The organism is Bacillus cereus group sp. RP29 (genome assembly GCF_040459765.1).
Lineage (GTDB): Bacteria > Bacillota > Bacilli > Bacillales > Bacillaceae_G > Bacillus_A > Bacillus_A paranthracis.
On record NZ_JARVHN010000001.1, the window covers coordinates 3,068,184 to 3,092,649 of the forward strand.

Consider the following 24,466-nt stretch of genomic DNA (forward strand, 5'->3'; position numbering starts at 1 on the left):
GCGCACCTCCTAGAATACACGTTCAAATGCACTCGCATGACTCAGCTCTTTCAAGTCGGATACTTCATATCCATCTAAGCCATACCAGATAGCTGAAAAAGTATGTGGATCTATATTAAATTCATCCAAGATGATATTTCCGTTGCTATCTTTTTTGTATGTTAAATTTTTGAGTTCTCGCCTTATATTTGGGCAAGCAGTGGAGCAGATTATTTTCTTGAATCGCTTTACTTTCTTGGTATTCGCTAATCGTGAGCCTTGGAACTTCTTGGCTCCACTCATTTCAAATCCTTTTTGTCTAAAGTAAGCGATGGTTTTCGGCTCTGCACTATCTGCTTTAATGTGTTCACCTGACTCTTTAAATTCAATTAAATCTTTTGCAGTTTGCGGATCAGTCTGCTTATTCTTGTAATACTCCCAATACAAGTAGAGATACTTCTTCTCATGGTCAATTGCCATACGTACCACCGCGTTAAATGATGTTTCAAAACCGAAGTCCATTCCAACTCGTAGCATCAATTTGCGCTGGTTCTTAATGATTTCATCCATCTTTTCAGCTTCCATCATTTCGAACTGCGGTAATACCTTGACACCGTTGACACCAAACTTTCCGTATCTTGCAACACGGTGCAGGTCCGGATCATACTCTTTTGTTTCATCCAATTCATCGATGTACGATTGTGGCAAGAATAAATTATCATCCGCTGTACTGTGGTGGTAATACGTATCTTTCACAACAACTGTATGCTTCTCGTATAGTTCCTCATCATCTAATACCGTTCGCTCATTCACTTCATCTTTAAAGAAATGCAAATAAACCCAATTATCGATGCTAACAGGATTTGTTGAGAGAATCATGTGTAGTTTTAATGATGGATGACGCATACGTTTCTTTACTTCTTTAAAGCCCTCATACTTGATTTCTGATGCTTCTTCCAGCCAAACCATTGATACATTATGAACAGACTTTAATTTCGCGGGTTTGTCCATACCACGGAAAATGATTGTACTTCCGTTTGGGAATTTGATTTTCATTGGTGATTCAGTGACTCTGATTGTATCGGAAAGTCCTAAATCTTCAATGATATCTACCAAAAGAGCAAAGCAGCTCTCTTTAATTGTCTCGTATACTTCACGTATTACAAGACATTTGCGCTTCTCTTCCAATAGCTTTAAAACGATTTTCAGTGCAACATGATAGCTTTTTGATGAACCGTAACCGCCAACAAGAAAGTAATTTTTATGATTCCAATCAAACAGAAAGTCTTCAAAACGTGGATTCACTTCTTTTTCAACAATCATGATCGCTCACTCTTTCTGGTGATTTTAATCTCGATTGGCTCATTCTTTCCTTTACCAGTTAACGCTTCAGTTTCAGCATTAGCTTTCTTTATCTGAGCATCATACATTTCTTTTTGCATACGATGACGTTCTTCTTCAATTTTTCGTTTGAAGTTATCAGGCACTAAATCGAAGTACATCGCCAATTTATCAAGTGCTCTCATCTTGTCAGCAAGCTTGATAGATACGCCCTCTTTGCCCTTTTTCACTTCGGCGATGATAGAGCCATCAACCATGTCCGATTCATTAAAATCAACGTAATTAATGGTTCTCATGACTGGTTTTCCGTCTTCATCTTTTACAGGTCCAAACGGGCCCATAACTTCTACTTCTCTTTGGCCAAAGGTTACGTAATTCGTAATATCAGCAAAAGCAATCTTAATGTATTCATTCAATACGTCCATCGCTTCAACAAAAACATTCTCGACCATTTCACCTTTGATCTCTCGAATGTACGATGCTACACGTTCTCTTCTAAGTAACCGACTACTCGTAACATGTGCGCTACTCTTGGCATAGCCAGCTTTCAATGCAGCTTGCGTACCGTTAAAATACTTTACGTAATACAAACAAAAGAGCCGTTCTTGTTCATTCAGCTCTTCATCATCTAGCATCTTTTTCAACTTGGCTTTTGTCTTGGGATTTTTAACATTAGTAACGCTCCTTTTCGCAATAGTAACGTTACCTTTTAATTGTTCATCCCATTTGTCTTGTGATTTCCACTTTCTTATTTGAGATGGCTTTAAGTTTAATTCCCTCGCGATCTCAACAAGTGGCTTCTCACCATTACTTGCTTTGTATATTTCGAATGCTTTATCACGGTCTGGACTACGCTGTCTCGCCATCTACATCTCACCTGCCACCTCGCGTTCAAATTTTTATACTTCTATGAGTTCACTCCTTATGCTAATCGCTTTGTAAAATAAAAACATCCATTATGTGAATGCTTCGTGTTATTATATTTAAGCTGTCTTAATTCAGATTGATATGTAGGTGAAACGAATGGAGAATAAACAACCTGAACAAAAGTACGATTTAAGCAAGATATACACATACACAGAACATCCTGACAAAATCAGCGGTCGCTGTGATAATTGCGGAAATACCGCATTCAAAAGTTCCGTTAAAAATTTCATCTATTTAAGAGAATGCCGTAAATGTGGCATGAAGAAAAGTATCTAGCCCCGTATTGGGCTTTTTTCTTTATAAAATAACTAAGCCACGATACAAATGCACCGCGGCTGAATATATAAATGTAATTGGTCTTTCCGTCCTTTTTGCGGATTCTTACCGCCCATGCCCGTTCTCCGGTAACGTTTTGATAAAGGGGCTATGATCATTGGTTATGAGCGCATAGATACGTTATCCCCACATTATGCTCTTTTCAAAGAACAATTAACTGTAGGAATATCGTACCGTTGATTCCAATGTAAAAAGGTACCCAATTCACTGCCCAAAATACTGCCCTGAATGGTACCCTAAAACTTCCATATGCAGTTTTAAATCATGTTTAATGCCTTTGCGAAGTTAATAATTCCCGTTTTTCTTTTCCGATAAAATTTACCTGGTTTCATACCTAAGATTGTTGCCAGGTAATCATTATTCAACTCTTTACCACTCATATATTTCGCTTCCAGCACCCTTTGCTCGTCTTCATCAAGCGCTTCTTCAAACGCCCTTTTTAATTGTCTGTACCTTATTTCATCCTGTGTACTCTTTCTAAGTTCTGGAAACATTAATTCCACTCCAAATTCCGTTCGTTCTTGAATATTTTTAAATTTCACTTTCAGCACACGGTAATCTCGTAACTCTTCTATCACGAAAGGCCGTATTTCCTTTTCATTTACATATCTAGAAGGTTGATTCATATGATACGGTTCCCCTCCGTTCAATCTGCTTTCTTATCAAAAGATTATTCTATCGAATTATCAATTTCGTATTTCTTTGTTTTTCCAATACGGATTGCATCTTGAATAGTGAATAAGCTTGAGCTTCCAATCATTTTTCTTTTCCCTTTATAATACAATCTGTATCGCGGATGCTTTGCATAGCCTAAACCTTTACCTCTTTTTTTGTATTCCAACCTTATCACTCCACCATCAGGATATCTGTATATGGATTGTGACTTTTCATGTTCAGCTCTCACTTCCCTCCATCCCCTTTTCTACAAAATGAAATTTTTATATTAATCTTCCTCAAGTTCCGTAACAGTTATATAATTTCTAGCATTTTTTCGTTCTGCTACTCGCCTTTTATATGCTGGTCTCTTATAAAATTTAACGGTTTCAGGACGTACGCCCATATGTTGAGCGCATTGCAGTATGGTCCCGACGCATACGAATGATTCACCTTTATAAACGACGTACTCCTTTACCTTCACTGTTCATTCTCCTTCCTTCCCAAATAGCGTTTTTGTTGAAAATGATGCTCTCATTCATTTGGACACATTTACCAGTATTGTTACCAAAAAATTCATGATATGGTTATTTAGTCGAGTACGTCATTACTTGACAATTACCCTTAGAAATCCCGTTGATAAACGGGGTTTCTTTTATTTAAATAACGATTTTATTAAGTTTTTCATTCCAAATAGTACATCCTTTATTAACTTGTTACTTTTATTTTTCCTAGGAAAAATAATAAAGTTTGTTTGTATTTTTTATTACTGCCCATTTCCTATTATTCTGTATTCCTATAAATAGACAACAGCATAGGATAAACAGGAAATGATAAAATCATGAGAGGAGCTTGAATATGCAATATCATCCACGTTATTATCAATGTCAAAGCTCAATGGATAGCATCTGGAATAACAATAATTGGATTTACGCTTGGAATCCTTATTATTACAGTTACAACAATAATGCTTTGGACCACAACCGCTATCCTTATTGTGAAAATTTCAGATTAACAGATTATGGAACTAGACCATTTGTATTGAATATTAATCAAGCCACCAAACAAAACAATACTTACCGAACCGCTATCTGGACAGGAAAAAACTTACAAGTAACTTTAATGAGTATTAATGTTGGTGATGACATAGGTTTAGAAGTACACCCTACAACCGATCAATTCATACGTATTGAAGAGGGTCAAGGACTCGTTCAAATGGGTGATACCAAAGATAAATTAGATTTTCAAGAAATGGTCTATGATGACTATGCCATTATGATACCTGCTGGAAAATGGCATAATGTAATTAATATGGGGAATAAACCACTTAAAATTTACTCTATATATGCACCTCCAGAGCATCCCTATGGTACAGTTCATGAAACAAAAGCGATTGCCATGTCTACTGAAGCAAATCGATATTACTAATGAGAAAATATCTTAGTCTTAAACAAAATTATTGCTTAAATACTTCAAAACTATAAAAAATTTAAAATAACTCTTAGTCATAGAGCCCCTTAAAAACCACTCTTTAATTTTTAAATAAAGTTTTTATAAACATCTTTATTTCTTAATTTAATGATTTATGTTAAAATCATCTCATATCAATCTTTTTACTTTCACTTTAAAGATGATACTTCGATTGTGGTCCTAGTTTACTAGGTCCTCTTTTTTATTTTTTTAATTTTATTTAAATCCATTAACCGATCTCATACTTTGACATACAATACTACTACCTTTCTGTATAACGTGAGCTCGTCACTTTCGTTATAATGAGGCATAAGGAGCGCTCTCGATCAGCGCTCTTTTTATTTGTTATCAAATAAGAATTTTGTTTAGTTTGTTTTTGCAGCTTTATATTCAAAAAAGCTGGAAGACTTTTTATGTTTATCACAAGCATATACATCTGTAGGAAGATGCTTTCTTCCTTTTGAATCTCTACTTAATACAAATCCTTTAGTTGTTGCATCATTTTTGCATCCGACATAATTGCATTTCTCCACGTTCATTTCCCTCCAAAATAACTATTTTGTTTAAATTCACCTTAATTCTCTTTAGAGTTTCTTAACATTCAAATTAATAACTGTATAATAAAATTAACCATTAATTAGGAGTGTTAAAAATGATAGAAACCATAGTAATTTGTCTATATATTATCTTTGGTATAGGCGCAATATTTGGCTTAATTAAAGAATTTCAAAAACCCGAGAAAAAATATTCTATGATTTTATTCGAATTTTTAATTCTAATGGCAGTTACAATCACTTTATATAGAATATTAATCTAAACTACATAACGCATATAATTTGAAGTCCACGGCAGCTAGGGAGTCCTAACTGCCTTTTGCTTTAAAATAACACTTTTGTTCAATTTAGTAATTTTCTGTATAATAAAAGTTAACTAATCCAGAAGGGACTGAATTATGCGCAGATATCAATATTTTTAATCTACCTATCACAACAACATAATGGAGGTAAAAGTATTGATTACAGAACTACACACACAAAGATTGCATTTAAGACAAATGAAAGAATCAGATTCATTAAGCTTATTTAGAATATGGTCTGATCCTGACGTTACAAAATTCATGAATATAAGTAATTTCACTGATGAAAACCAAGCGAAAGATATGATTCATTTCCTCAATGAACTGGCTCAAAATAATAAAGCTATGCGTTTTACTATTATTGAAAAAGAATCTAACCAAATCATCGGTTCATGCGGTTATAATTCCTTAGATTTCGAAAACTCAAAAACAGAAATTGGCTATGATATTTCGAAATCCTTTTGGGGCAAGGGATATGCCCCTGAAGCGATTTCTGCCCTATTAGATTATGCTTTTACACATTTGAAACTAAATCGTGTCGAAGCAAAAGTTGAACCTGAAAATGTGAACTCCATAAAAGTATTACAAAAATTACAATTCACTTTTGAAGGGACTCTAAGAAAAAGCGAAATCTCAGCTGGGAAGCTTATCGATTTAAATATCTATTCGAAATTAATAACAGATTAATTTTAGTCCCTCGGCCTATACGATATCGTAGTATAGGCTTCTTTAATTTTTATACAAAATTCAAATTGGATACTACTTTGCAACCCCTTGCTCTTTCCCAAAAGCTGCAGCTCTCCCCTTGATTCGTTTTAATATGCGACTAATTTGAGTTTGACTAACTCCAACTTTCTTCCCGATAATTTCTTGCGACATATGATTTGAATACATATCCCATACAATCATTTCTCGATCTGGTAATGTCTGAACAAAAGAACCAACTATTATTGCATGTTCAACTTTCTCATTTTCATTCGTTGAGCGTTCATCAATTAGCATCTGTTCAAGTGTTAAATCGGTATCACCACTCCCTGTTGAAAATGCTAATTCATTTATAGAACTTGGAATTTGTTGATATTGCAAAGCTTCTTCTACAGCCTCAACAGATACGCCTAATTGTTGACTAATGACCTCTGGTTTTTCTTCTGTTAATTTTTTTCTAATGATTTTACTTTTCAAGTGGAATATCTCACTTGTTACCTTAACTTTTTGATTATTTATAATTGCTTTGGTAGTTTCTCCATGCATTTTAGGAATTGCTAAAGTGGAAAACTCACACCCATATGCAGGGTTAAAGTCTCTTCTTGCTTTAAGCAACCCAATCATGCCACTTTGAATTAAATCCTCTGCATCTAAACCAGTAGTAGTTTTTATCGATTCTAAAACTGCTCCGTACTTTCTCCATACAAACTTGTAAACTAGCTTTTTATATTTTTTTACAAATTCATCATCCGACATGGCTTTTATATCAACTACTTCAGGCATTCGCTCCACCCCTTTTGATTTCTCTCATATCAGTTGGCCCTTTCCATTTCCCTTCACTTTCCCACTTCTTTTTAAGCTTTCCAACATAGGTAAAGCTACGATCATACATAATGCTGATTTCCTTATCTGGAATTCCCTTTTGATTTAACCCTCTTACGATTTCAGGCGTTAATCCCACTGGAATTCTCTTTCTTGGTCCACCATTCTTTTTAGGCTGTGTATCCAGGTATCTGCCCAACTGACGTAATGTTTCGCCAGTCGGACATACTTTACACTCATTAACACTAAAGCTTTCATTGCATGAGCGATTATAATAACAACGTCTGCATTTCTGCTCGATAATATCGCCAATTTGGTATGTGATTTGAGTTCTTTCTTCTTTTGTCAGTTTCATACCGCTCACCTATAAGACTGCCTTGAGCGCAATTCCGAGCGCTTGTGATCTACCTTGTAACTCAAGTCGATGCTCACGTTCTTTCGCGGCCGTTTCTTCTGCAGCGCGCACATTGATATGCATTTTTCGTAGATCATGTTCCAATTCATGATTCTTTTCAGTAATTGCATTAAATTCATTTAGTAACGTGTTGTAATCCTCATCACGAGACTGTAGCTGATCTTGCATGAGTTTGAGTGCATCTTCCGCTTCCAGTCGAGCTTGCGTTTCTGCAATGAAATCTTTTGCTAGTTTTTCTTTTAGCTCTTTCAACCCCTCATACATTTTTGATACTTCGCTTAACTCTTTTTGAAGTGCATCTTTTTCATCAAGGATTGTATTTAATTGTCCTTTCCAGGAAGCATCTAACGTTTCTGCTTTTTCGATATGATTAGCTACTACAGAATTTAATTTTGGTGGTTCAGATTTCGTTTTTTCGTTGTTTTGATGTCGTGGTGATGGTTTTGTATTCTGAGGTATATTTGATGCACCTACGCGTTTATTAGGTGCTCCTTTTTCTTCCCGTCTTTTAGAAATGTGATGATACAAAGTCTTTTCATTTACCCCCAAGTGTTCAGCGATATTTCCCCAAGTCCATTTCTTTTTATCTGCCTTACGTAACTTTTCAGCTGTTGTACAAATATGATCCCAGTTTTTTTGTTCAGCCATGTGTTCCGTTCTCCCCTCAAGTAGACTTTCGCCTAACTTTTTTAGTCTTTGACCAATCTCACAATTCTTTTGACACCAACCCACTAATTTAGATGAATTCGTAAATACTGCTGGATATTTCGTACAACCCTCACAATGATTCTCTTGCATATTTATAATGTCGATTCGGACCTGACTCTTCTCCGCTTTATTCAACCCATCACCCCATATGAGATTGAAAGGCAGGTAGTATAACGAATTTGTCATACTACCAACCTACTTTTATTAGTCTTCTAATTTTTCATCAAATGGCTTTTCCTCATCAGTTCCTTCAGATTCCTCAGAAGATTGCAAATCTTGTTCTTGCACCTGTTCTTCTTCCGATACAACAGGTTCTTCTGTCTCTGTTTCTTCCTTCGGTTTCTCTTCTGCCTTTGGCTGTTCAACTACATCAGGTTGATTTTCTTTCCACTCGTACCACTTAATCGCTAATGGAGCGACACGCTTACGGTACTCATCAATCACTTCAATAATTTGGCCTGATGACATATTAAGTTCATTCGCAAGCTTCAAGTAAGACTCACCTTCAAGACGGCGTTTCACGATTTCAGGCATCTTATTTGGCATTCCGTCAAAGCTTGGTGCTAAACCACTTGTAATGAACTCGTCAACAATTTCACGATCCGCTTGTTCTTTCTCTTCACGAGTTTGAATCTTTTCTTCAGGGATATCAAAATCAGCTTCTAACTGTTCGAATGATGGTTTTACTTCTTGCACAATCCCTTTCTCATCAACTTCATACTGCGTTACAGGCTCGTTTGTTTTCGTGTTAATTGTTACGTTAAAGCTAACTTGCATAGACTCCAATGCAATTAAAACTTTTGTATCTATCAAATCAGATAAAGCATCTAATTTCCCTTTTAACGATGAATCCGATACCTCTAACACAATTTCTTTCTTACCATCTGCTTTTAGATTTACTTTCTTTAAAGTTGGTTTAAATTCGATATATGACATATAATTCGCTCCCTTTATTTAGCCTTTTTTATTTTTTTCTCTTCACGTTTTAACTTGTCGTACTCATCCAATGTGATAAATCCGCCATACTTGATAACATGCTTTAAAAGAATGAGTTGTAAGTGTGGATATTTATACTCAAACAGTTTTCGCTTTACCGCGAACGTTTCCGTTACCATTCCCTTTATATCAACGACTTCCACATCACCATTTGGCAAATAAACCATGAAGTCTGCACTATATGTAATTGCTTGATATTTTTTGCCGTTCTTTATAAACGCTGGTTGTAAAGTGAATCTCGGTTGTAATTCAAGATTTAAAATTTCACCTGCAGCTTTGCGAACTTTTAAACCCGTGTAATAATCCGATTCTGCCTTACTATCAAAAACATGGCCATCTATTTTAACTTTCTTATTATTGTACTTACTCAATATCCATCATCCTGACGTTGATGATTTACTTTGTTCTTTTCCAGGTATGCTTGCTCTATATCTTCATGAGTAAAGCCCAGGTGCTTTGTTCCTAATTCCATAAACAAGTTAAAAATTATTTCAACGTCATCCGCTAATTGCAATTTACTGTCTGGATAATTGTGTGCTGTATCCCACATTTCTCCTACGTAATAAAACAGCTTATTAAATGTATTGACAATCATTTTTTCTGTTTCATCTTCGCAACGAAATTCTATTGTGATATCCAACTGATTACTGATACTTAAAATAAAATGTAATCCATCCACAAACTCTGTCAGAATGGTTTCTCTTTCACTTGATCCTTTATTACTCCAATGTTTAAAACAACGTGTTTCATTTGCTAATTCAGCAATTTCTACTTGTAAAGCCAGGATTAAATTACAAACTAAGTTTTGACCTTCCAGACCATGCTGTTTAATAATCCGATTATCAAGTATCCTTTGTAGTCCACGTAATTTTGCGATGTTCATTATTTTCTTTCCCCTTTCGTTTCGCTGATCAGTAAAGTGATTTCGTAAACGCCATTTTGAAAGTCTGTCATTCCATCCATCCCCTTTAACATTTATTAGCTAATCCCACGAGCAGCAACAATATCAAGTGCCTGTTCTTGCGTGAATCCTTCCTTTACCAACGCATCAAATCTCGCTTTATATAATTTTGCAAGCTCGCCGTGATACTTAATTTGTAGAGGTAATTGATTTTTAAAATCGTCCAGTATCATTTCGAATTCAATATTGGACAATTTGCCGTTTGGCTCATTCATATCGCATACTCTCCCTTCTGGTAACTTCGAACCACATTACCCTCGTCATCGTAGTAAGCAATTTCCCAAAAAGGATGGCAATTGTGCTTCTCAATTTCTCCATCGAACAAAACGAACAGATTAGTTTTCCAGTTCCCAACGATCGTACCCCACATGCCAGCTACGTTTACTCGCATACCCATGTAAGCAAAGTGTAGGTTGCGATAGTTTTGCATTTTCTTAAATGCCTGTTCTGCACTGTACATCCTCTTGATGTCAAAAACACCTTCGTTCTCGCACTTTACAAACTTCATGAATTCAACCATTGGCATTGTTAGAAATCTTGTTCTAAACTTTTGCCAATACAAGAATCTTGCCTTTCCTTCGGTTTCCGCTACTACATATTCTTCATTCGGCCAATGTTCGAAAATGGTGGTTAATTTATATTTGTAAAGGACAGCCATCCCTTCATCTCCCCCTTAATTTGCAATCAATTTACGGAACAATTCTTCATTTCTTGTGTCTAATGCATGATCAATGAGTTGTGCTTTAGCGAGTTTCTCTAAATCATTAACTACCTGGGCTAATTCCAAGCGTTCGGTAAAAGGTAGCTCTGTTTCATCAGATGTTTCACCTTCCAATATCTCAATGAATTGAGGGTGCTTATATTTATCAGCAAAGTTTAATTCAATAAAGATATCTTCATCACGGTTATGTCGGATATGTTGAAATGCTTTATCTGGATCAGTACCCACTAAACCATTCCGGTAGAAAACAAAAGGCTTCGTTTCCACACATGTTGTTGAAATGAATATAGCTCTTGAATAATTTCCTCTTGCATTTTCAACGAAATGAACTTGCTGCAATAACTGATCGTGGCTCATTAAGTAATTTAAAGTCCATACACTTTCACGCCACTTACATTGAAAATTGTTCAAAAACCACTTAACAAACTCACGCTTTTTCTCAACCGACACGCTGCCCATGCAGTAACCCCCTTTTCCATCCTTCAAATTTTTTTATCCAAGCATCCCAATGTTCTTGGTATGAAGCTTCCTGCTGCTTTGCTACCTCACAATTACACCCTTCAATCGTTATCATCCCTGGATAAATTTCTTTATGAATTACACCAGTGTTACTGCATGTCATGCACATTTTCTTCACTCCTTTACGAATCTTCTTAATCGATAATTGTTACCGTTCATTTCAATAACTTCCGTTTCATCATCAAAGATGCGGCTGAAAATTCGTTCGTCATATATCCCAAATAAAGCTTGCACGGAATGATTTGTTGTATAAATCGTGTGCCGTCCAATTCGGCTATCGATAATTTCAAACATTTTCTTCCTTGCCCACTTATGCTTTTTTAACTCCTCTTCATCATCTGGTTCCTTTTCAGCACCAAGATCATCAATCACCAAGCAATCGATTTTCGAAAGCATTGTCAGTAGTTCATCTTCTGTCATGTCGCTTTTACGGTTATACGTGGACTTCAATTTGGTAAATAACTTTTCTTCTGTAATAAAGCAAGCACTTATACCGCGTTTCATTAACTCTTTTGTCATCGATACGGCTAAATGACTTTTGCCCGTTCCATAATCACCGACAAGCATGATGTTCTTTCCGATTTTCTTGTTAAACGTTTGTACGTATTGCTCACATGCTTCTTTTGCATCATAAAGTTGTTGACTTGGTGGCACATAATTTTGAAACGTTGCCTTTTTCAACTTCTGATTGATTAAGCTGCCATCTTCAAATCCTTTAAATAACTTGAGGACCTTTTCTTTCACATACATTTCTTGTGCTTCTGTTGCTAATTGCTGGTCTTCCTTCTCTACCGTTTTACACTGCGGACAAAATTCTTGTCCTGTTTCTTTATCGATAAGCATGCGCTTGTTGCATACATCTTTTATGTTTTTCTTCCCTACAATGAAAACGTTTTGGCATCGATTCGGTGAAAATTGAAACATTTCCGCTGCTTTCTTTCTAGCGTTTTGAGAAATCGTATTTGCTGAAGAACTCTTCACTTGATTTACCTGTTTTAACTGACCCATTCGATCCACCGCCTTTTACTTTTCCTGTTCGTTGTACAGGTCGCTCATTTAAATAACTCTCAAATTTTGTACCAAACAATGTAATAGGTCTTAAATAACCGCACATATTCGGGTCATTAATCCATTGTTTTACTTTTGTATCAATAACTTTTTTAAAGTCGTCTAAAGTAAAACCATCTTTCCAACGTGCGTGAATTAATTCCTTGGTTTTTTTAGAAGTATATTTGTACTGTGTTTCTGCTTTTTTATTAAGATATTTCACAATTTCTTGATACGGAATTTCATCAGGTGCATGGTCCTGAGGTTCATCAGGACTATATTCTTTTATATCTTTTAAATCTTTATCTTCTTCTTTATCTAATTCTTTATCTTCTTCTATGTCCGTGACATTTCCGTGACCTGTCACGTGACCAGTTCCTTCTGGTGGATTTAAAGCTGCTTGTTTTTCTCGTTCTCTTTGGCGTTGTTTCCTAATCCGCGCTTGTTCTCTAATCTCATCCAAACGATCTAAACTTTGATGCTTACCCCAATTTTTAATATTGATGTAATGCTCTTGATCCACTTCAATCATTCCGAATTTATGAAAGGTTTCGAGTGCCAGTCGTACGGTGTTAAGTGGACGATTAAATACCGTGGCTAGCATGTCATCTGTATACGGAATGTTTTCTGCTAAGAAAATGTAACCATTTGCGTTTGTCTTCCCTGCAAGTGATAAAAGCTTCACCCAGCAAATTAAAATTGTATCTGCTTCTGGCATACTTTCAATGATGCGAATCTTTTCATCATCGAACATACTAACTGATAGCTTAATCCATTTAACATCTGACACTTTTATTACCCCCTTGTGCAAATCGCGATGTAAGACCCGTTCTCCTTAATAACTTTTTTAATCTGGCATTCCGGATAAGACGTCCTAAAATACTGTTTAATCCGCTCTTTTATTTCATCTTTAGATTTTGCTTCTCTCCAGAATGCACTGGGGAGAAGCACCTTGTATGGAACGTTTCGCATGGATTAAAGCTCTTCATCTTCAAAGTTGAACTCATCCTGATCTTGTTGCTCTTGAACAATTGCTTCTGCCTTCTGGCGATTCGCATGTTCTAAATCAATAAATTTTGAAAGGGCTGTAATTTGTTGTAACGATAAATCGTTTGGCTTCATGTTGAATTTTTCTTTGATAATTATTTTTAAATCATCTTTGGTCATGTCGTACCCTTGTAGCTTTTCATTTATCGAAGCCCATTGTTTTTTGAATTCATCTTCCGTATCAATAACTTCACCTTCTTCAACTTGTAATTGATTTGGCGTAATATCTACTCGAGCCCCTGGTTGATAAGAAGGTGTCTCTTCAACAGGTTTGCTTGCAACTGGTTCCTCTTCACCAATTTCAATTCCGTACTGCAATTTAGCTGATCGTTTTAATAAATGTTTTTTGAACATATCGTTGAACCAGTCTTTCCACATGTCGGCATTGCGCCCTTTAGTTAAATGTTCAACTTCACTTGCTTCCATTAGCACCACAACATCTTCGAATCCATCACGCTTTGCTACTGAATATCCGCCAATTACCCGCCCTCTTGGAAAACCAACAGAATGAGTAACTTCTTTAGTTGTTGCGTTATATTTAAAATCATCATTTTCATGTACCAGTTGTGCATCTACACCTTTATATCCATCTGTTTTTCTCGCGAGAGCAAGCACTCCTTCAACTGCTATTTGAATGCTCATTTTCGGCCCATTTTTGGTGTTATACACGATGCAATAGATGTGGTTTAAGAAAGGATTTAAACCTGAATTGACACAAGTTTGAACAAATAATGCGAATTGCTCATCTGAAGTTCCGAGTGCGATAGTTCCTTTGATTGTATCCAGCTCACTTTGCGTAAAGCTTCCTACCACCGCTTGTGTATTCGAAACTGCTACTTGATTTTTAACCATTGATTTGTTCCTCCTTTTGTTTTTCTAATTCACCTTGAGCTTCTTTAGTCAACTTGTAATACTCAACTTCCACAAAACCAGTCGGTGCTGAATACAACATTTCTGGTTCAATGACGTTCGCTTGAATAAGCGCTTGGCTCATCCCTCGGTTTTCCGACCAATTTTTGATACCAACTGTATCTGAAGAAACAGGATACAGATTCACTGTTGCTGTCGTAATAAGATCACCACCATATTCCGTTCCTTTCGCACCTAATAATTGCATTGCTATATTTCCATTCCCGTACATTCCAAAAGCAATTTCACAATCATAATTTCTATAACGCATCTTCATGAACAACTTCCCCCTTGTTTTCAATTGTTTTTGCTTGAACTGTAAATTCTGTATCTTGAACCTGTGCCACGATCAGTTGGCCGACTGGTTTTTCGAAGTGTAAAATACTTTCTGCGTTATCGATAAATGTTGGTACGATAAACTCTGACTGCTGACTTAATACTTCAATGACTTCTAAACCTGCTTTTATTTTTTCAGCAGTACTTAGTCGGCTGTATGGCTTGCCATCCATCAATATTTCGAATGTCTCGCGTTCCTCGCCATTTTTCAGCGTTTCGTACAATTGAACATCGATTGTTTTAAATAACGCTTGAATCTTTTTCACCATTAATTCACTACGTTTGGTACGGAAATCTTTAATCGCATCCAGTAATACAATGGACTCATTTTTCTCTTTTCGGATTTGCTCTTTTGTTGTTGCCGCTTCATCAATTTCTTTTTGTAAGAGTTCTAAGTTATGGACTTGTTTTAATTTCGCATTTAGTGAGAAGATTTGATTATCTAGCTCGCTGGTTTGCGTTACATCTACTTCAACTGGTGATAATTGTTTGAACTGTTCTGCCAACTCCTTATGCTTAGCTACCATGCTTTTTCCGAGTTGTTTCGCTTGTTCAAAACGATCGATACGATTTTGCTTCACCTTATTCAAAGCTTCACCTTGTAACGCTTGACCGCATGTGTAGCAAGACTCTTGTACCTGTTCCGCTTTGATAGCGAAAACCAATTCTTTTTGCTTTTCAATTTCTTGCTTAACGCCTTCAATTTGATATTGCATTTGCGTATATGCTGATTGTTGTTTTTGAGAAGCGCGAACCTTTTCATCAATTGCAGAACGTTCTGCCTGTAATTTCGCTAACTTTTGTTTAACGACTTCTGTATCCGTTTCTGGCTGTTCTTTCTTTTGTTTATCCAGTTGCTCTTGTAAGGTAATTACGCGCTCACTTGCACGTTCATATGATTTTTCATGTGTTCTTTTTCGTTCTGCATGCACTTTTTGTAAGTCATCCAATGAATGCTTTTTCAACTTCTCCTCGAGCAGATCCACCTGCAATTTCGATAACTCCGCAAATACTTCTGCTTTTAATGGCTCGCTTACATATGTGAGAAGCTGTTCACGCTGCGTTTGCCAATGTTGTGTACTGAAAAAGCTAGGATTGAATAGCGATAAGAATGCTTGTTTATCAATTAATCCTTCCATCCAAGCTTCAAACTCTTTCGCTTTCTTAGGTACCTCATTGATAAAGTACTTTGCTGTTTTTTTCTGCTTGCGACCGATTAAGATGTCTTTCCCATCTACACTAATTAGAAGTTCCACTACTGTTTCCGCTTCTGAATCACCGATTGGCTTTGGATCAAGTTTTGTTCCAAATGGATCTGTACCGAAAAGCGCCCAAGTGATTGTTTCTGCAATTGTTGATTTACCAACACCATTGCGACCTGCAATGGAAGTAATATCACCGAATAAAATTTGTAAATTTGAATGATTCTTGAAATTTAAGATAGACAAAGATTTAAACTGAACGTGCATTTTATATCCCCCTTGTGATAAAATATTGTTAATTAAATTTGTTTAAGGGAACCCATTGCCGTGGGTTCTTTTTTATTCCCCTGCGGTTTTCTTCTCAAATCCAAGCTGCGTAATCATGTAATCCATGATGTTTTCTCTTAAAACTACTTCACCATCTGGTGCCATCAAAAACTCATCACCTGGTAGAATTTCATTACCTAATGCATCCTCAATTGGATGGTCTATCATTTGTTCTTGTGGATCTGCTTTGCTGTAACCATTGTGCATCGACATCGGGTTATCTAGCATCTTGTTCACCTCCTTCCACAGAAGAATGAAATATGTTATACTAGCCATGCGTCATACTTCAAACCGTTCTAGGCGTAGGACGGTTTGTTTTGTTTTTAGCCAACCTCTTCGCAAAGAGTTATGTAATGCGCTCTTACCACCGCACTCGCATCAACACCTTGACTTCTTAACCGCTGAATGATTCCTAAAATGTTTTTCCGATCTCTTTCATGTTCTTCATCATATTTTTCTTTCGCTCGATACAGTGCTGCAAGTTCCCTTCTCGCAAGTCGTGCTTCCTTAATCCATTCACATAATGCATTTGCATCACGCTCTCTTAACACTTTAATTTGCATTTGATTGCAATGTTGTAAGAACTCATCTAACACTTGTTTCTTTTGCATGTCTTTTGGTAGAACTGGTGCTGTTATGCTCATTCGCTTTGCTCCTTTTCTTTTCGTTCGATCTCTCTCTCGATAGTTCGTATATGACTTTTAACTCTACTACGAAATGGTCTACTTACTTGCATCGCTTTGATTACTAACCAAAAATCAAGTATTTGTTCATCGACCACAAACTGTTTGAAAATGTTTTTATAACAAAACAAATTGATAATCGTAGCGTGACCAGCTAATGCAAGTGTAGCTTCGTAAGACTTTGCTGATTTCGAATCTTCAGCAACTCCTTCTCGCAATAACTTTTCATCCTCTGTTACTTCTAGTACCTCAAATTCTGCTTCTACATGTTGTTTAATTCTTTCTTGCAACTCCTTCGGTGCCTCTTCCAACTTGATTTGTTTCATATTCTCTTCACCTTCCGTAATTGTTTATTTTCTTGCTTGAGCTGTTCATTCTCGCTGATAAGTTTTTCAATAAATGTACCTAATAGCGTTACGCCACCCACGAATGACACGATAACCACCGCTGTTATTAAAAGGCTGAATGTGCTTTCAACCAATATCACTTCCACTAAATCCCTCCTATACGATTTTTTCAGCTTGCTTTTCCATCCACTCATAAAATTTATGAGTAATGATCATCCATCGTTTCCCTTCTCTAAATGCTGGGAATCCGTCAGTTTTAACAATTTCGTACATTCTGTTCTTTCCGACTCCCAGAATCTCCATCGCTTCTTCCAATGTAAGTAAAGTCTTTTGATGATTAGATTGCGACTGTTGATTTTGAAGAAGATCCATTAATGGCTGAATTGCTTTTGTTACCGCTTGTTGAATTTGTTCTTCAATGGTCATTTTGTTTTGCTCCTCTCTATTTAACTTAACCAACTTTAACTTAACTATTAGTTAAGTTAAGGACAAAAAATTTTAATTTCATCTAGTTTCACTTTAAAAAACTCAGCAATCTTTACAATTAAGTCAAAATAAGGACGACGTTGACCATTTTCTATATACCAGTAATAAACTTCAGTTATACCAACGGCCTTAGCTACATCCTTATACCTATAACCTCGTTCTTCCCGTAGCTGTTTTAGAGTCTTCATGTGCAAATCCTCTCTTCCGTTTTTGTTGTTAAATCCATAATAACTTAACCGATAGTTAAGTTCAAGTGTTTTTTGAAATTTTTTTAAAAAAATTCCCTCTTCCAACTTAACTGATAGTTAATATATAATGTCAGTAAGGTAATATGAAATAAAATGAGCATATTATAAAATAATATAAAATAAATTTTGGGGAGCTTGGAATATGTTTAATCATGAGAGGTTGAAATCGCTAATTGATAAAAGAGGGATTTCCCAGCAACAATTAGCTGATGCAATTGGTGTTAGCCATGTTTCTGTTTATAACTATGTTGAAGGTAAAAAACCACCAGGTACACGCACACTTCAAAAAATGGCTAATCATTTAAAAGTTACTACTGATTATCTGCTAGGACTATCTGAGTCACCAGATCTAACAGCCGACCAAGATCTACAACTAACAAAAGAAGCGCAGGAGATTCTTCAAATTATAAATGACTTACCTGAGGGACAACGCAAAAAAGCATTGGAACAACTAGAAATGTTTGTGAATTACGAAAAAGCCAAAGGGAATATTTAACGAAAAAAGACTATCCGAAGAGTAGATAGTCTTTTTTTACATTGCTTTTTCTCTTTTAGGTTCACTTAAACAAATAGATAATAACGTTTCTTTTGGATTCTCCTCTTCTTGCAGTAGTAATAGAGCTTGTTTTATCAGATTAACTTCCCCTTCCGGACTCTTCATCTTCTCTTATCCCCTTATCGTTTTTGTTATTTTTTTACATAAATTTCTTTTTTGTTCGTACACCTAAAAAGGAAATTCTCCCTAAAACTACAAATGACATCGCCTAAATAGACGATGTCATTTTAAATATATATGTAAACCTTAATTGCGTATCTTACCAACCGCCACCAGGATCAACCATCATTTGTTGAACTACTGGCTTTGATTCATTAGTACTAGGCTTTTCTTTCGCAGAATCAGTGTTAACAACTAGTGTAGCTGCTAATAATAGTGCAGGAATAATTGTAATTAATTTTTTCATCTTATCACCTCTTTCTATTACTAATTATACCAAATATTCAAATTAAACCCAAGTAAATTTTCGGTAAATTCGAATAAAATATATTCCCTGATTTTTGACACATTAGGAGAGATTGTTTCAGTAACTCTTCTCTTTTAGTCCCTTGATATGTTAAAGCTAAATATGCGGTCTGTATATCCGTTAATTCACCAGTGGCACTTTTTATTTGATTTAACAATTCTCTTGCTCCTGTTGTGTTACCTTGTCTAATCATTAAATATGCCATTTCACCTGGATGCACAACATCTGAATCACTAATTTCTTTATCATGATGAATTTTTAAAAACGATAATGTATGTTGCACCATCTCTTTTTTCTTCTCGACACCTTTAACCTTTGTATTACCAATCATTTGTAAAGTTTTCTCTAGGTAATATTTTGAGTTTTCATATTCAGCTTCTGTGAATACGTAAGATTCACCTAGCTTTAAGTACGCATTTACTTTTGGAAAAGAAAAAAAGTTATCCCACTCAAGATCATCTATTAATTTAATACACACACTTCTGGCTTCATCTACTTCTCCACCTTGTAATGAAGTAACAGCAATTGCTTCTCTGTAACGTAGTTTGAAGCACTCACGAAGATACTTATTACTAATTTCATCAATTTTAGTTTCCAATGATTTCAGGCGCTCATTTAAAGCAGTATAGTTCCCTGTTTGATATTGCGCTTGACATAATAAAATGTCAGTTAATACTTCCATCTCCGTTGTTTTTACTGATTTACTTTCTATATGTAACGCTTTATAGTACTGTTTGGCATTTAATTCACCTATATATCGGTTATAAATAATCTGATATACTCTAGCGAATTCTTTATTTTCAGAAACCTTAGAATGTAATTCATTATTTATTACTTCAATTAAAAGATCGAACTTACCTCTTAAAGCTAAATCCTCCATCGCTTCACGTAAATTCTCTGATTTTGGATTTGTGACATCGATATAATTCTTCAACATATTCCTTTGCACCTGTATACCTTTATTTAATAGAATGATTGTTTTAGAAAGAAAACCAAAACTAATATCTGTATTACCTTTAAATACTTTTGTAACAGTACTTGGCTTAACACCCCAATGATCTGCCAGTTTGTTTTTTCTGATACCAGCTACACATAATTCTTTTTCAATTTGACCTAGAGCTTTCCACATGTTTTGTCCCCCTTGTTGGAACAAGACACACTTCCCTATCATGAAAACGCACCTTAATGATGAATCACATCCAAAAGCTGTGTTATACTAGCCGTATACGTTACGTAAACTCGTAACCGAAAGGCTCATGGCAAATGTTTTCCCTACTTCTATTAGGGTTAAACGGTGTAAACGTGTTCCCAGCACAGTTACACACGCTATGGGTCTTTTTCGTTCCGTTTGATTTCTTAAAATCAGTTTATCACAAGATTTGGAATTTTTAGTGCAACGATTGTACAACAAGGTTGAGAAATATTTTCTCAACCCATTGATAATATTTATAACATTTTATTTGATTTTTGAGTTTATTACAATCAATTATAGTGGATAATGAAGAATTTACCTATAATTTTTTGTATGGATACATTATCTTATTTTGCTACAAATATAAAATTACTACGTGAGGAACGTGGTTTAACACAGCAACAATTAGCAGATAAAATGACCCTATCTCGCAGTCGAGTAAATTCACATGAAAATGCTATATCAGCACCTGACTTTGACACTCTTGTGCAATATGCAAATTTCTTTGATGTATCTACTGACTTCTTGTTAGGTTTAACTGATGAAAGACGTACTTATGCACCGACGGATCAGATCGGATATTTATATACTTCTTTATCAGATATCTTAACGAATTTAACAGTAGAACAACAAAATGAAATTACGAGAAATTTGATGCGTTATGCCCGTTTCCTCAAAAACGATGTAAAAGACTTCACATAACGTGAGGTCTTTTACTTTTCTTTATTTTACCATAAAATAGAACATTAGTTCCCTTTAATTACAAAAAATTATTGAGAAAGTTTTTTCGTAATACCGAGCACAAATATTACACACCCGTTCCCGGGTCTGCATATCCTGCACCGCCACCAGGGCCAGCTTCACTATTCTTTTGAGTGTAATTCCATCCACCCGGATCTTTTATATATGTATTTCTCATGGCTTCTTCCCTCCTTCCAGATTTGAATCTACAATTATTTTAGCTCACATGTTCTACATCTGTAAATTCACTATTTAACCTTTAGTTTCAATTTCACTATCATCAAGAAGGCATATTTATGAATATTTCTAATATATACGACAAAAAACGACAATTTTCATATCAATTACTTGTTATGCTTACAAAGCAATATATAAAAATATAAGGGAGGATAATTAAATGAAAGAAATCATTTATCTTGATACTGATTTAATGAACTCAATGCTAGCACAAGTAGGACAAGGTCTTATTACTAGTTTTTCTGCCGAACAAAATTCACAAGAGACATTGACAGCGGGTCAACAATCCAGTCAAGGAAAAACCGCAACAGTAAAAGGTGGGTTTCAAGTTGGTAGACTTCTAGGAAAAGCTGGACTTGATGGGCAAATCGGTAACCTTGAAAAAGAATTAACACATGATTCGAGAGCTTTTTTAGAGGGTGAAAAAGATATTTTAAATAAAGCATTCCATGATTATGCATTAGATATTTTACAAGAAAAACTCATAGATGAAAACCTTCTTCAGCCTGGTCCTGATTTTCAAGAAGGCGATGTACATTTAGGTGAATCTACATATCAATTTTATGATTTTGAATTAATTAAAAAGATTACAAACTACAAAGCAATGAAAGAAATTATGCTATTTGGAACTGGCGGAATAGTTCAAGATTTTGACGAAGCACTTGAAATTTGCAATAAAAAAAAGAAAAAACATCAAATGACAGAATTAGAACAATTGGAGTTAGCTGAGGCTCAGCAAATTGTAAATAGTTATGAACACTTACGACCAATGTTGAAAATAATCAAGCAATTAGAAACACTTAGTTCCTATACACACGAAGCGTTTGGTGATTTATCTATAATCAAAATGGGAAATAAAGTAGGGTTACTAAAAAAGGGCTGCCTAAGAGAATCTTCAGAAGCTCTATCTTTTCGAACAAATAAAAGTAGAAGCATAAAATATTTAGTGAGAATAATCGGAGTGAAAGACGCTGTTTATTCCGGAGAAACATCATTATTTGAAAAACCTGAAGATATGCATGTTATACCAAATATGATATTTGACGTAGTACTTGGATCGTTCAATATTATAAGTGCAGGAGATGTTTTAGTCACTCCGATTGCTATTTATTACGAATGATATCAAACATATTATCCGTACCTTTTTTACGATTCTGAAATTTTTCAGATTTTGTTTTAAGTGAATTTCTTATCTCTGCAGAGTTTATATTATTATTGCTTTTCATGTCTTTATAAGCATTATTCATTTGCACCATTTCTTTTGTTGTTTTAGAAAATATAGAACTCGCTTTTTTGAAAATCATTTTGTAACACCTCCATTACAATTATTATCATATGACTGTATATAATATTCAAGAGGAATATTTACAGTACTAGTAATTAATTACTTTTATTGATTAAGTGTAAAAAAGAGCCCTATGGCTCTTTTTTTATTCATACTTCCCTATTTTGATATGGTAAAATATATCCATCGCTGATATGTCCAACTATGTAATTTTCATAGCAGCAAAATTACAACTAGACTTACACAACATGAATCAATTTGAGATGAAGGAGTGTATACAGTGAAAGGACATATTATAAAAAGAGGAAGTAAATACAGTTTCGTATTGGATATCGGCCCAGATCCAGAGACAGGCGGAAGAAGACAGAGATGGTTTTCTGGGTATAAAACAAAAAAAGAAGCACAAACCGACATGGCTAAAAAAATCGTAGAAATAGAAGAAGGCTCATATATTGAGCCCACAAAAATGAGAGTACGTGAATTTTTCCTTCAATATCTTGAAGCCAGAAAGATAAATCTACGAGAAACCACGTACTACAACTATCGAAAACATATTAACAATCATATTATACCAAAACTCGGAAACATTCCAATGCAAAAATTAAAAGGTGTGGATCTTGAAAAGTTCTATGGTGATTTATCCGAAACTATGAAACCTGTCACGGTTCGTAGCATTCATCAAATCGTACGAACCGCATTATCTTACGCTGTACGCCATGAAATTGTAAAAAAGAATGTTGCTGATGTCATTAGCCCACCTACTGCAGGCGCTGATGCAAGAACGGTTAATACATGGACTGAAGAAGAAGTTCTTCTTTTTTTAGAGAACGCAAAAGAAAGTCGTTATTATATTGCTTACCTTCTTGCAATTACATGTGGAATGCGTAAAGGTGAAATCTTAGGGCTTCAATGGAAGGATATTGATTTTGAGAGAAGAACGTTATCAGTTAACCGTTCCCTCTCTCATATCACTAAAGAATTTCATGAACCTAAAACATCTTCAGGAAAAAGGTTAATTGTTCTGCCTGAAATCACTTTACTGGCTCTTCAAGAACATCTTCAGAAGATAAACGAAGAAAAAGAACGGTATGGCGATGGATATAATAATTTTGATTTAGTTTGCCCAACCTATAATGGTAACCCTTGCAATTTCAGAAGTTTGACACAGCTCTGGAAAAAGCTTATAAAGAAATGTGGGGTTCCTGATATTCGTTTCCACGATCTACGGCATACCCATGCAACATTAATGTTGAAACAGGGTATTCACCCGAAAATCGTAAGTGAACGATTAGGACATAAAAAAGTAGGTATCACATTGGACACCTACTCACATGTCGTACCAGGCCTACAAGAAAAAGCAGTCGAAGATTTTGCAAACAATCTATTTCAAAAACACTAATGTTTGCAAAATGTTTGCAATTACGGATTTTGCATAAAAATACTAGCTTATCCGTGTGACATTGAGAGGAGCCAAAAACATGAGAGAAATCAAGTCTGACAAGGAATTTAAAGACATCATCGCAAGCGAGGAGCCAGTAGTTGTTAAGTTCTTTACTACATGGTGTCCAGATTGCGTGCGTATGGACAACTTTATCGGAGATGTAATGGAAGAGTTCAATAAGTTTGAATGGTATTCTATTAATAAAGATGAGTTCCCAAGTATCGCTGAAGAGTATCAAGTAATGGGTATTCCAAGTTTACTTGTATATCAAAATGGCGAGAAGCTAGGCCACTTACATAGTGCTAACGCAAAAACTGAAGAGCAAGTTACTGAGTTTTTAGAAGCATACTAAGGTAAAAACCCTCTGAAAAATATTTTCTAGAGGGTTTTTTATTTTTTCCAAATCAGCTGTCAGAAGTGTACATATTTGTACTCCCTTCTCCTTCCCGGGTTATACATAGATCTAAATCGCTTGCATACCCTAACTTTGCACTTTACAACATATT

General features: G+C 35.4%; 39 protein-coding genes. 8 read left to right on the forward strand and 31 right to left on the reverse strand.

The window, feature by feature from the left end:
* Positions 1-9: 9 nt before the first annotated feature.
* Together QCI47_RS16375 and QCI47_RS16380 are read right to left on the reverse strand one after the other, a co-directional pair.
* The gene (locus QCI47_RS16375) at positions 10-1,299 is read right to left on the reverse strand and encodes a PBSX family phage terminase large subunit (protein ID WP_084638355.1); all 1,290 of its coding nucleotides are present in this window, start codon (positions 1,297-1,299) and stop codon (positions 10-12) included.
* Positions 1,299-2,186, reverse strand: coding sequence for a terminase small subunit (locus QCI47_RS16380; RefSeq protein WP_071742291.1), 888 nt, complete (start codon positions 2,184-2,186; stop codon positions 1,299-1,301). Before QCI47_RS16380 ends, QCI47_RS16375 begins: the two co-directional genes overlap by 1 nt.
* A 157-nt stretch (positions 2,187-2,343) precedes the next feature.
* Between QCI47_RS16380 and QCI47_RS16385 the strand changes: the two genes are divergently transcribed.
* Entirely contained in the window at positions 2,344-2,523 is a 180-nt protein-coding gene (locus QCI47_RS16385; protein ID WP_071742293.1) for a DUF8096 family protein, read from the forward strand.
* A gap of 317 nt (positions 2,524-2,840) precedes the next feature.
* Here QCI47_RS16385 and QCI47_RS16390 read toward each other — a convergent pair whose 3' ends face one another.
* Genes QCI47_RS16390 through QCI47_RS16400 form a run of 3 tightly spaced genes read right to left on the reverse strand, consistent with a single transcriptional unit; the run spans position 2,841 to position 3,721 of the window.
* Positions 2,841-3,209, reverse strand: coding sequence for an ArpU family phage packaging/lysis transcriptional regulator (locus QCI47_RS16390; RefSeq protein WP_071742294.1), 369 nt, complete (start codon positions 3,207-3,209; stop codon positions 2,841-2,843).
* Between the two features lie 44 nt (positions 3,210-3,253).
* On the reverse strand, positions 3,254-3,487 hold the full coding sequence (locus tag QCI47_RS16395; protein ID WP_071742296.1) for a hypothetical protein: 234 nt from the start codon (positions 3,485-3,487) through the stop codon (positions 3,254-3,256).
* A gap of 39 nt (positions 3,488-3,526) precedes the next feature.
* The gene (locus QCI47_RS16400; protein ID WP_000864997.1) at positions 3,527-3,721 is read right to left on the reverse strand and encodes a hypothetical protein; all 195 of its coding nucleotides are present in this window, start codon (positions 3,719-3,721) and stop codon (positions 3,527-3,529) included.
* Positions 3,722-4,095: 374 nt separating this feature from the next.
* On the opposite strand from QCI47_RS16400, the gene QCI47_RS16405 reads away from it, so the two are divergent.
* Positions 4,096-4,665, forward strand: coding sequence for a cupin domain-containing protein (locus tag QCI47_RS16405; RefSeq protein WP_044791496.1), 570 nt, complete (start codon positions 4,096-4,098; stop codon positions 4,663-4,665).
* A 407-nt stretch (positions 4,666-5,072) separates the two neighbouring features.
* Here QCI47_RS16405 and QCI47_RS16410 read toward each other — a convergent pair whose 3' ends face one another.
* Positions 5,073-5,240, reverse strand: coding sequence for a hypothetical protein (locus QCI47_RS16410; RefSeq protein ID WP_270702577.1), 168 nt, complete (start codon positions 5,238-5,240; stop codon positions 5,073-5,075).
* Between the two features lie 479 nt (positions 5,241-5,719).
* Here QCI47_RS16410 and QCI47_RS16415 point away from each other — a divergent pair, with 479 nt between their 5' ends.
* Positions 5,720-6,250, forward strand: coding sequence for a GNAT family N-acetyltransferase (locus tag QCI47_RS16415; RefSeq protein WP_270702574.1), 531 nt, complete (start codon positions 5,720-5,722; stop codon positions 6,248-6,250).
* A gap of 72 nt (positions 6,251-6,322) precedes the next feature.
* On the opposite strand, the gene QCI47_RS16420 is transcribed toward QCI47_RS16415, so the two are convergent.
* The 21 genes from QCI47_RS16420 to QCI47_RS16525 form a co-directional block, all read right to left on the reverse strand.
* Positions 6,323-7,051: a sigma-70 family RNA polymerase sigma factor gene (locus tag QCI47_RS16420; RefSeq protein WP_071742302.1), complete on the reverse strand. Its 729-nt coding sequence runs from the start codon at positions 7,049-7,051 to the stop codon at positions 6,323-6,325.
* A complete protein-coding gene (locus QCI47_RS16425; RefSeq protein WP_071742303.1) occupies positions 7,044-7,445 on the reverse strand; it encodes a hypothetical protein in 402 nt (133 codons plus the stop codon). The genes QCI47_RS16420 and QCI47_RS16425 overlap by 8 nt, the downstream gene beginning before the upstream one ends.
* 9 nt (positions 7,446-7,454) lie before the next feature.
* Entirely contained in the window at positions 7,455-8,153 is a 699-nt protein-coding gene (locus QCI47_RS16430; RefSeq protein ID WP_071742691.1) for a hypothetical protein, read from the reverse strand.
* 264 nt (positions 8,154-8,417) lie between these two features.
* Positions 8,418-9,149, reverse strand: coding sequence for a 2-methylcitrate dehydratase (locus tag QCI47_RS16440; protein ID WP_071742305.1), 732 nt, complete (start codon positions 9,147-9,149; stop codon positions 8,418-8,420).
* Between the two features lie 14 nt (positions 9,150-9,163).
* Positions 9,164-9,580, reverse strand: coding sequence for a DUF1064 domain-containing protein (locus QCI47_RS16445; RefSeq protein WP_071742307.1), 417 nt, complete (start codon positions 9,578-9,580; stop codon positions 9,164-9,166).
* Complete coding sequence (locus QCI47_RS16450; protein WP_071742309.1) at positions 9,577-10,092, reverse strand: dUTP diphosphatase; 516 nt, start codon at positions 10,090-10,092, stop codon at positions 9,577-9,579. The genes QCI47_RS16445 and QCI47_RS16450 overlap by 4 nt, the downstream gene beginning before the upstream one ends.
* 95 nt (positions 10,093-10,187) lie before the next feature.
* Positions 10,188-10,385 (reverse strand): hypothetical protein, encoded by a 198-nt coding sequence (locus QCI47_RS16455; protein ID WP_071742311.1) that lies wholly within the window; start codon positions 10,383-10,385, stop codon positions 10,188-10,190.
* On the reverse strand, positions 10,382-10,828 hold the full coding sequence (locus tag QCI47_RS16460) for an MFS transporter (RefSeq protein WP_071742313.1): 447 nt from the start codon (positions 10,826-10,828) through the stop codon (positions 10,382-10,384). Before QCI47_RS16460 ends, QCI47_RS16455 begins: the two co-directional genes overlap by 4 nt.
* 15 nt (positions 10,829-10,843) lie before the next feature.
* Complete coding sequence (locus QCI47_RS16465; RefSeq protein ID WP_071742315.1) at positions 10,844-11,350, reverse strand: YpiB family protein; 507 nt, start codon at positions 11,348-11,350, stop codon at positions 10,844-10,846.
* Entirely contained in the window at positions 11,331-11,519 is a 189-nt protein-coding gene (locus QCI47_RS16470; RefSeq protein WP_353811860.1) for a hypothetical protein, read from the reverse strand. Before QCI47_RS16470 ends, QCI47_RS16465 begins: the two co-directional genes overlap by 20 nt.
* 5 nt (positions 11,520-11,524) lie before the next feature.
* On the reverse strand, positions 11,525-12,418 hold the full coding sequence (locus QCI47_RS16475) for an ATP-binding protein (RefSeq protein WP_483299104.1): 894 nt from the start codon (positions 12,416-12,418) through the stop codon (positions 11,525-11,527).
* Entirely contained in the window at positions 12,351-13,247 is an 897-nt protein-coding gene (locus QCI47_RS16480; RefSeq protein ID WP_353811861.1) for a phage replisome organizer N-terminal domain-containing protein, read from the reverse strand. Before QCI47_RS16480 ends, QCI47_RS16475 begins: the two co-directional genes overlap by 68 nt.
* 185 nt (positions 13,248-13,432) lie before the next feature.
* Positions 13,433-14,356 (reverse strand): RecT family recombinase, encoded by a 924-nt coding sequence (locus tag QCI47_RS16485; protein WP_353811862.1) that lies wholly within the window; start codon positions 14,354-14,356, stop codon positions 13,433-13,435.
* A complete protein-coding gene (locus tag QCI47_RS16490; protein ID WP_353811863.1) occupies positions 14,349-14,690 on the reverse strand; it encodes a hypothetical protein in 342 nt (113 codons plus the stop codon). The genes QCI47_RS16485 and QCI47_RS16490 overlap by 8 nt, the downstream gene beginning before the upstream one ends.
* A complete protein-coding gene (locus QCI47_RS16495; RefSeq protein WP_353811864.1) occupies positions 14,674-16,218 on the reverse strand; it encodes an AAA family ATPase in 1,545 nt (514 codons plus the stop codon). Before QCI47_RS16495 ends, QCI47_RS16490 begins: the two co-directional genes overlap by 17 nt.
* Before the next feature lie 72 nt (positions 16,219-16,290).
* The gene (locus QCI47_RS16500) at positions 16,291-16,506 is read right to left on the reverse strand and encodes a YqaI family protein (RefSeq protein WP_353811865.1); all 216 of its coding nucleotides are present in this window, start codon (positions 16,504-16,506) and stop codon (positions 16,291-16,293) included.
* Positions 16,507-16,601: 95 nt separating this feature from the next.
* The gene (locus QCI47_RS16505; RefSeq protein WP_353811866.1) at positions 16,602-16,922 is read right to left on the reverse strand and encodes a hypothetical protein; all 321 of its coding nucleotides are present in this window, start codon (positions 16,920-16,922) and stop codon (positions 16,602-16,604) included.
* Positions 16,919-17,287 carry a hypothetical protein gene (locus QCI47_RS16510; protein WP_353811867.1) on the reverse strand — a complete coding sequence of 123 codons (369 nt, stop codon included), beginning with the start codon at positions 17,285-17,287 and terminating at the stop codon, positions 16,919-16,921. The genes QCI47_RS16505 and QCI47_RS16510 overlap by 4 nt, the downstream gene beginning before the upstream one ends.
* Positions 17,284-17,454: a hypothetical protein gene (locus QCI47_RS16515; protein WP_353811868.1), complete on the reverse strand. Its 171-nt coding sequence runs from the start codon at positions 17,452-17,454 to the stop codon at positions 17,284-17,286. The genes QCI47_RS16510 and QCI47_RS16515 overlap by 4 nt, the downstream gene beginning before the upstream one ends.
* 10 nt (positions 17,455-17,464) lie before the next feature.
* Positions 17,465-17,734: a helix-turn-helix domain-containing protein gene (locus tag QCI47_RS16520; RefSeq protein ID WP_353811869.1), complete on the reverse strand. Its 270-nt coding sequence runs from the start codon at positions 17,732-17,734 to the stop codon at positions 17,465-17,467.
* Positions 17,735-17,790: 56 nt separating this feature from the next.
* Positions 17,791-17,982 carry a helix-turn-helix domain-containing protein gene (locus tag QCI47_RS16525; protein ID WP_353812012.1) on the reverse strand — a complete coding sequence of 64 codons (192 nt, stop codon included), beginning with the start codon at positions 17,980-17,982 and terminating at the stop codon, positions 17,791-17,793.
* A 202-nt stretch (positions 17,983-18,184) separates the two neighbouring features.
* Between QCI47_RS16525 and QCI47_RS16530 the strand changes: the two genes are divergently transcribed.
* The gene (locus QCI47_RS16530) at positions 18,185-18,538 is read left to right on the forward strand and encodes a helix-turn-helix domain-containing protein (protein ID WP_073540604.1); all 354 of its coding nucleotides are present in this window, start codon (positions 18,185-18,187) and stop codon (positions 18,536-18,538) included.
* Positions 18,539-18,574: 36 nt separating this feature from the next.
* On the opposite strand, the gene QCI47_RS16535 is transcribed toward QCI47_RS16530, so the two are convergent.
* The 3 genes from QCI47_RS16535 to QCI47_RS16545 all read right to left on the reverse strand — a co-directional run bounded on the left by QCI47_RS16535 (position 18,575) and on the right by QCI47_RS16545 (position 20,193).
* Positions 18,575-18,703 (reverse strand): hypothetical protein, encoded by a 129-nt coding sequence (locus QCI47_RS16535; protein ID WP_275655120.1) that lies wholly within the window; start codon positions 18,701-18,703, stop codon positions 18,575-18,577.
* Between the two features lie 154 nt (positions 18,704-18,857).
* Positions 18,858-19,004, reverse strand: coding sequence for a complement C1q protein (locus QCI47_RS16540; RefSeq protein WP_073540603.1), 147 nt, complete (start codon positions 19,002-19,004; stop codon positions 18,858-18,860).
* A gap of 37 nt (positions 19,005-19,041) precedes the next feature.
* The gene (locus QCI47_RS16545; RefSeq protein WP_353811870.1) at positions 19,042-20,193 is read right to left on the reverse strand and encodes an AimR family lysis-lysogeny pheromone receptor; all 1,152 of its coding nucleotides are present in this window, start codon (positions 20,191-20,193) and stop codon (positions 19,042-19,044) included.
* Positions 20,194-20,589: 396 nt separating this feature from the next.
* On the opposite strand from QCI47_RS16545, the gene QCI47_RS16550 reads away from it, so the two are divergent.
* Together QCI47_RS16550 and QCI47_RS16555 are read left to right on the forward strand one after the other, a co-directional pair.
* The gene (locus QCI47_RS16550; RefSeq protein ID WP_071742337.1) at positions 20,590-20,958 is read left to right on the forward strand and encodes a helix-turn-helix domain-containing protein; all 369 of its coding nucleotides are present in this window, start codon (positions 20,590-20,592) and stop codon (positions 20,956-20,958) included.
* Positions 20,959-21,394: 436 nt separating this feature from the next.
* A complete protein-coding gene (locus QCI47_RS16555; RefSeq protein WP_353811871.1) occupies positions 21,395-22,354 on the forward strand; it encodes a DUF6414 family protein in 960 nt (319 codons plus the stop codon).
* Here the strand turns inward: QCI47_RS16555 and QCI47_RS16560 are convergent.
* The gene (locus QCI47_RS16560; protein WP_073540600.1) at positions 22,338-22,538 is read right to left on the reverse strand and encodes a hypothetical protein; all 201 of its coding nucleotides are present in this window, start codon (positions 22,536-22,538) and stop codon (positions 22,338-22,340) included. The genes QCI47_RS16555 and QCI47_RS16560 overlap by 17 nt on opposite strands.
* A 261-nt stretch (positions 22,539-22,799) precedes the next feature.
* Between QCI47_RS16560 and QCI47_RS16565 the strand changes: the two genes are divergently transcribed.
* Positions 22,800-23,918 (forward strand): site-specific integrase, encoded by a 1,119-nt coding sequence (locus QCI47_RS16565; RefSeq protein ID WP_353811872.1) that lies wholly within the window; start codon positions 22,800-22,802, stop codon positions 23,916-23,918.
* Between the two features lie 79 nt (positions 23,919-23,997).
* A complete protein-coding gene (locus tag QCI47_RS16570; protein ID WP_001206934.1) occupies positions 23,998-24,312 on the forward strand; it encodes a thioredoxin family protein in 315 nt (104 codons plus the stop codon).
* Positions 24,313-24,466 lie beyond the last annotated feature (154 nt).

Coding starts and splice junctions, on each gene's coding strand:
- QCI47_RS16465 (WP_071742315.1), bottom strand. CDS start 11,350: ATGGGCAGCGTGTCGGTTGAGAAAAAGCGTGAGTTTGTTAAGTGGTTT.
- QCI47_RS16540 (WP_073540603.1), bottom strand. CDS start 19,004: ATGAAAAAATTAATTACAATTATTCCTGCACTATTATTAGCAGCTACA.
- QCI47_RS16380 (WP_071742291.1), bottom strand. CDS start 2,186: ATGGCGAGACAGCGTAGTCCAGACCGTGATAAAGCATTCGAAATATAC.
- QCI47_RS16535 (WP_275655120.1), bottom strand. CDS start 18,703: ATGAAGAGTCCGGAAGGGGAAGTTAATCTGATAAAACAAGCTCTATTA.
- QCI47_RS16405 (WP_044791496.1), top strand. CDS start 4,096: ATGCAATATCATCCACGTTATTATCAATGTCAAAGCTCAATGGATAGC.
- QCI47_RS16495 (WP_353811864.1), bottom strand. CDS start 16,218: ATGCACGTTCAGTTTAAATCTTTGTCTATCTTAAATTTCAAGAATCAT.
- QCI47_RS16550 (WP_071742337.1), top strand. CDS start 20,590: ATGGATACATTATCTTATTTTGCTACAAATATAAAATTACTACGTGAG.
- QCI47_RS16425 (WP_071742303.1), bottom strand. CDS start 7,445: ATGAAACTGACAAAAGAAGAAAGAACTCAAATCACATACCAAATTGGC.
- QCI47_RS16555 (WP_353811871.1), top strand. CDS start 21,395: ATGAAAGAAATCATTTATCTTGATACTGATTTAATGAACTCAATGCTA.
- QCI47_RS16420 (WP_071742302.1), bottom strand. CDS start 7,051: ATGCCTGAAGTAGTTGATATAAAAGCCATGTCGGATGATGAATTTGTA.
- QCI47_RS16390 (WP_071742294.1), bottom strand. CDS start 3,209: ATGAATCAACCTTCTAGATATGTAAATGAAAAGGAAATACGGCCTTTC.
- QCI47_RS16485 (WP_353811862.1), bottom strand. CDS start 14,356: ATGGTTAAAAATCAAGTAGCAGTTTCGAATACACAAGCGGTGGTAGGA.
- QCI47_RS16450 (WP_071742309.1), bottom strand. CDS start 10,092: ATGAACATCGCAAAATTACGTGGACTACAAAGGATACTTGATAATCGG.
- QCI47_RS16560 (WP_073540600.1), bottom strand. CDS start 22,538: ATGATTTTCAAAAAAGCGAGTTCTATATTTTCTAAAACAACAAAAGAA.
- QCI47_RS16430 (WP_071742691.1), bottom strand. CDS start 8,153: ATGGCTGAACAAAAAAACTGGGATCATATTTGTACAACAGCTGAAAAG.
- QCI47_RS16385 (WP_071742293.1), top strand. CDS start 2,344: ATGGAGAATAAACAACCTGAACAAAAGTACGATTTAAGCAAGATATAC.
- QCI47_RS16475 (WP_483299104.1), bottom strand. CDS start 12,418: ATGGGTCAGTTAAAACAGGTAAATCAAGTGAAGAGTTCTTCAGCAAAT.
- QCI47_RS16505 (WP_353811866.1), bottom strand. CDS start 16,922: ATGAGCATAACAGCACCAGTTCTACCAAAAGACATGCAAAAGAAACAA.
- QCI47_RS16460 (WP_071742313.1), bottom strand. CDS start 10,828: ATGGCTGTCCTTTACAAATATAAATTAACCACCATTTTCGAACATTGG.
- QCI47_RS16440 (WP_071742305.1), bottom strand. CDS start 9,149: ATGTCATATATCGAATTTAAACCAACTTTAAAGAAAGTAAATCTAAAA.
- QCI47_RS16510 (WP_353811867.1), bottom strand. CDS start 17,287: ATGAAACAAATCAAGTTGGAAGAGGCACCGAAGGAGTTGCAAGAAAGA.
- QCI47_RS16520 (WP_353811869.1), bottom strand. CDS start 17,734: ATGACCATTGAAGAACAAATTCAACAAGCGGTAACAAAAGCAATTCAG.
- QCI47_RS16570 (WP_001206934.1), top strand. CDS start 23,998: ATGAGAGAAATCAAGTCTGACAAGGAATTTAAAGACATCATCGCAAGC.
- QCI47_RS16455 (WP_071742311.1), bottom strand. CDS start 10,385: ATGAATGAGCCAAACGGCAAATTGTCCAATATTGAATTCGAAATGATA.
- QCI47_RS16490 (WP_353811863.1), bottom strand. CDS start 14,690: ATGAAGATGCGTTATAGAAATTATGATTGTGAAATTGCTTTTGGAATG.
- QCI47_RS16500 (WP_353811865.1), bottom strand. CDS start 16,506: ATGCTAGATAACCCGATGTCGATGCACAATGGTTACAGCAAAGCAGAT.
- QCI47_RS16530 (WP_073540604.1), top strand. CDS start 18,185: ATGTTTAATCATGAGAGGTTGAAATCGCTAATTGATAAAAGAGGGATT.
- QCI47_RS16545 (WP_353811870.1), bottom strand. CDS start 20,193: ATGTGGAAAGCTCTAGGTCAAATTGAAAAAGAATTATGTGTAGCTGGT.
- QCI47_RS16470 (WP_353811860.1), bottom strand. CDS start 11,519: ATGTGCATGACATGCAGTAACACTGGTGTAATTCATAAAGAAATTTAT.
- QCI47_RS16525 (WP_353812012.1), bottom strand. CDS start 17,982: ATGAAGACTCTAAAACAGCTACGGGAAGAACGAGGTTATAGGTATAAG.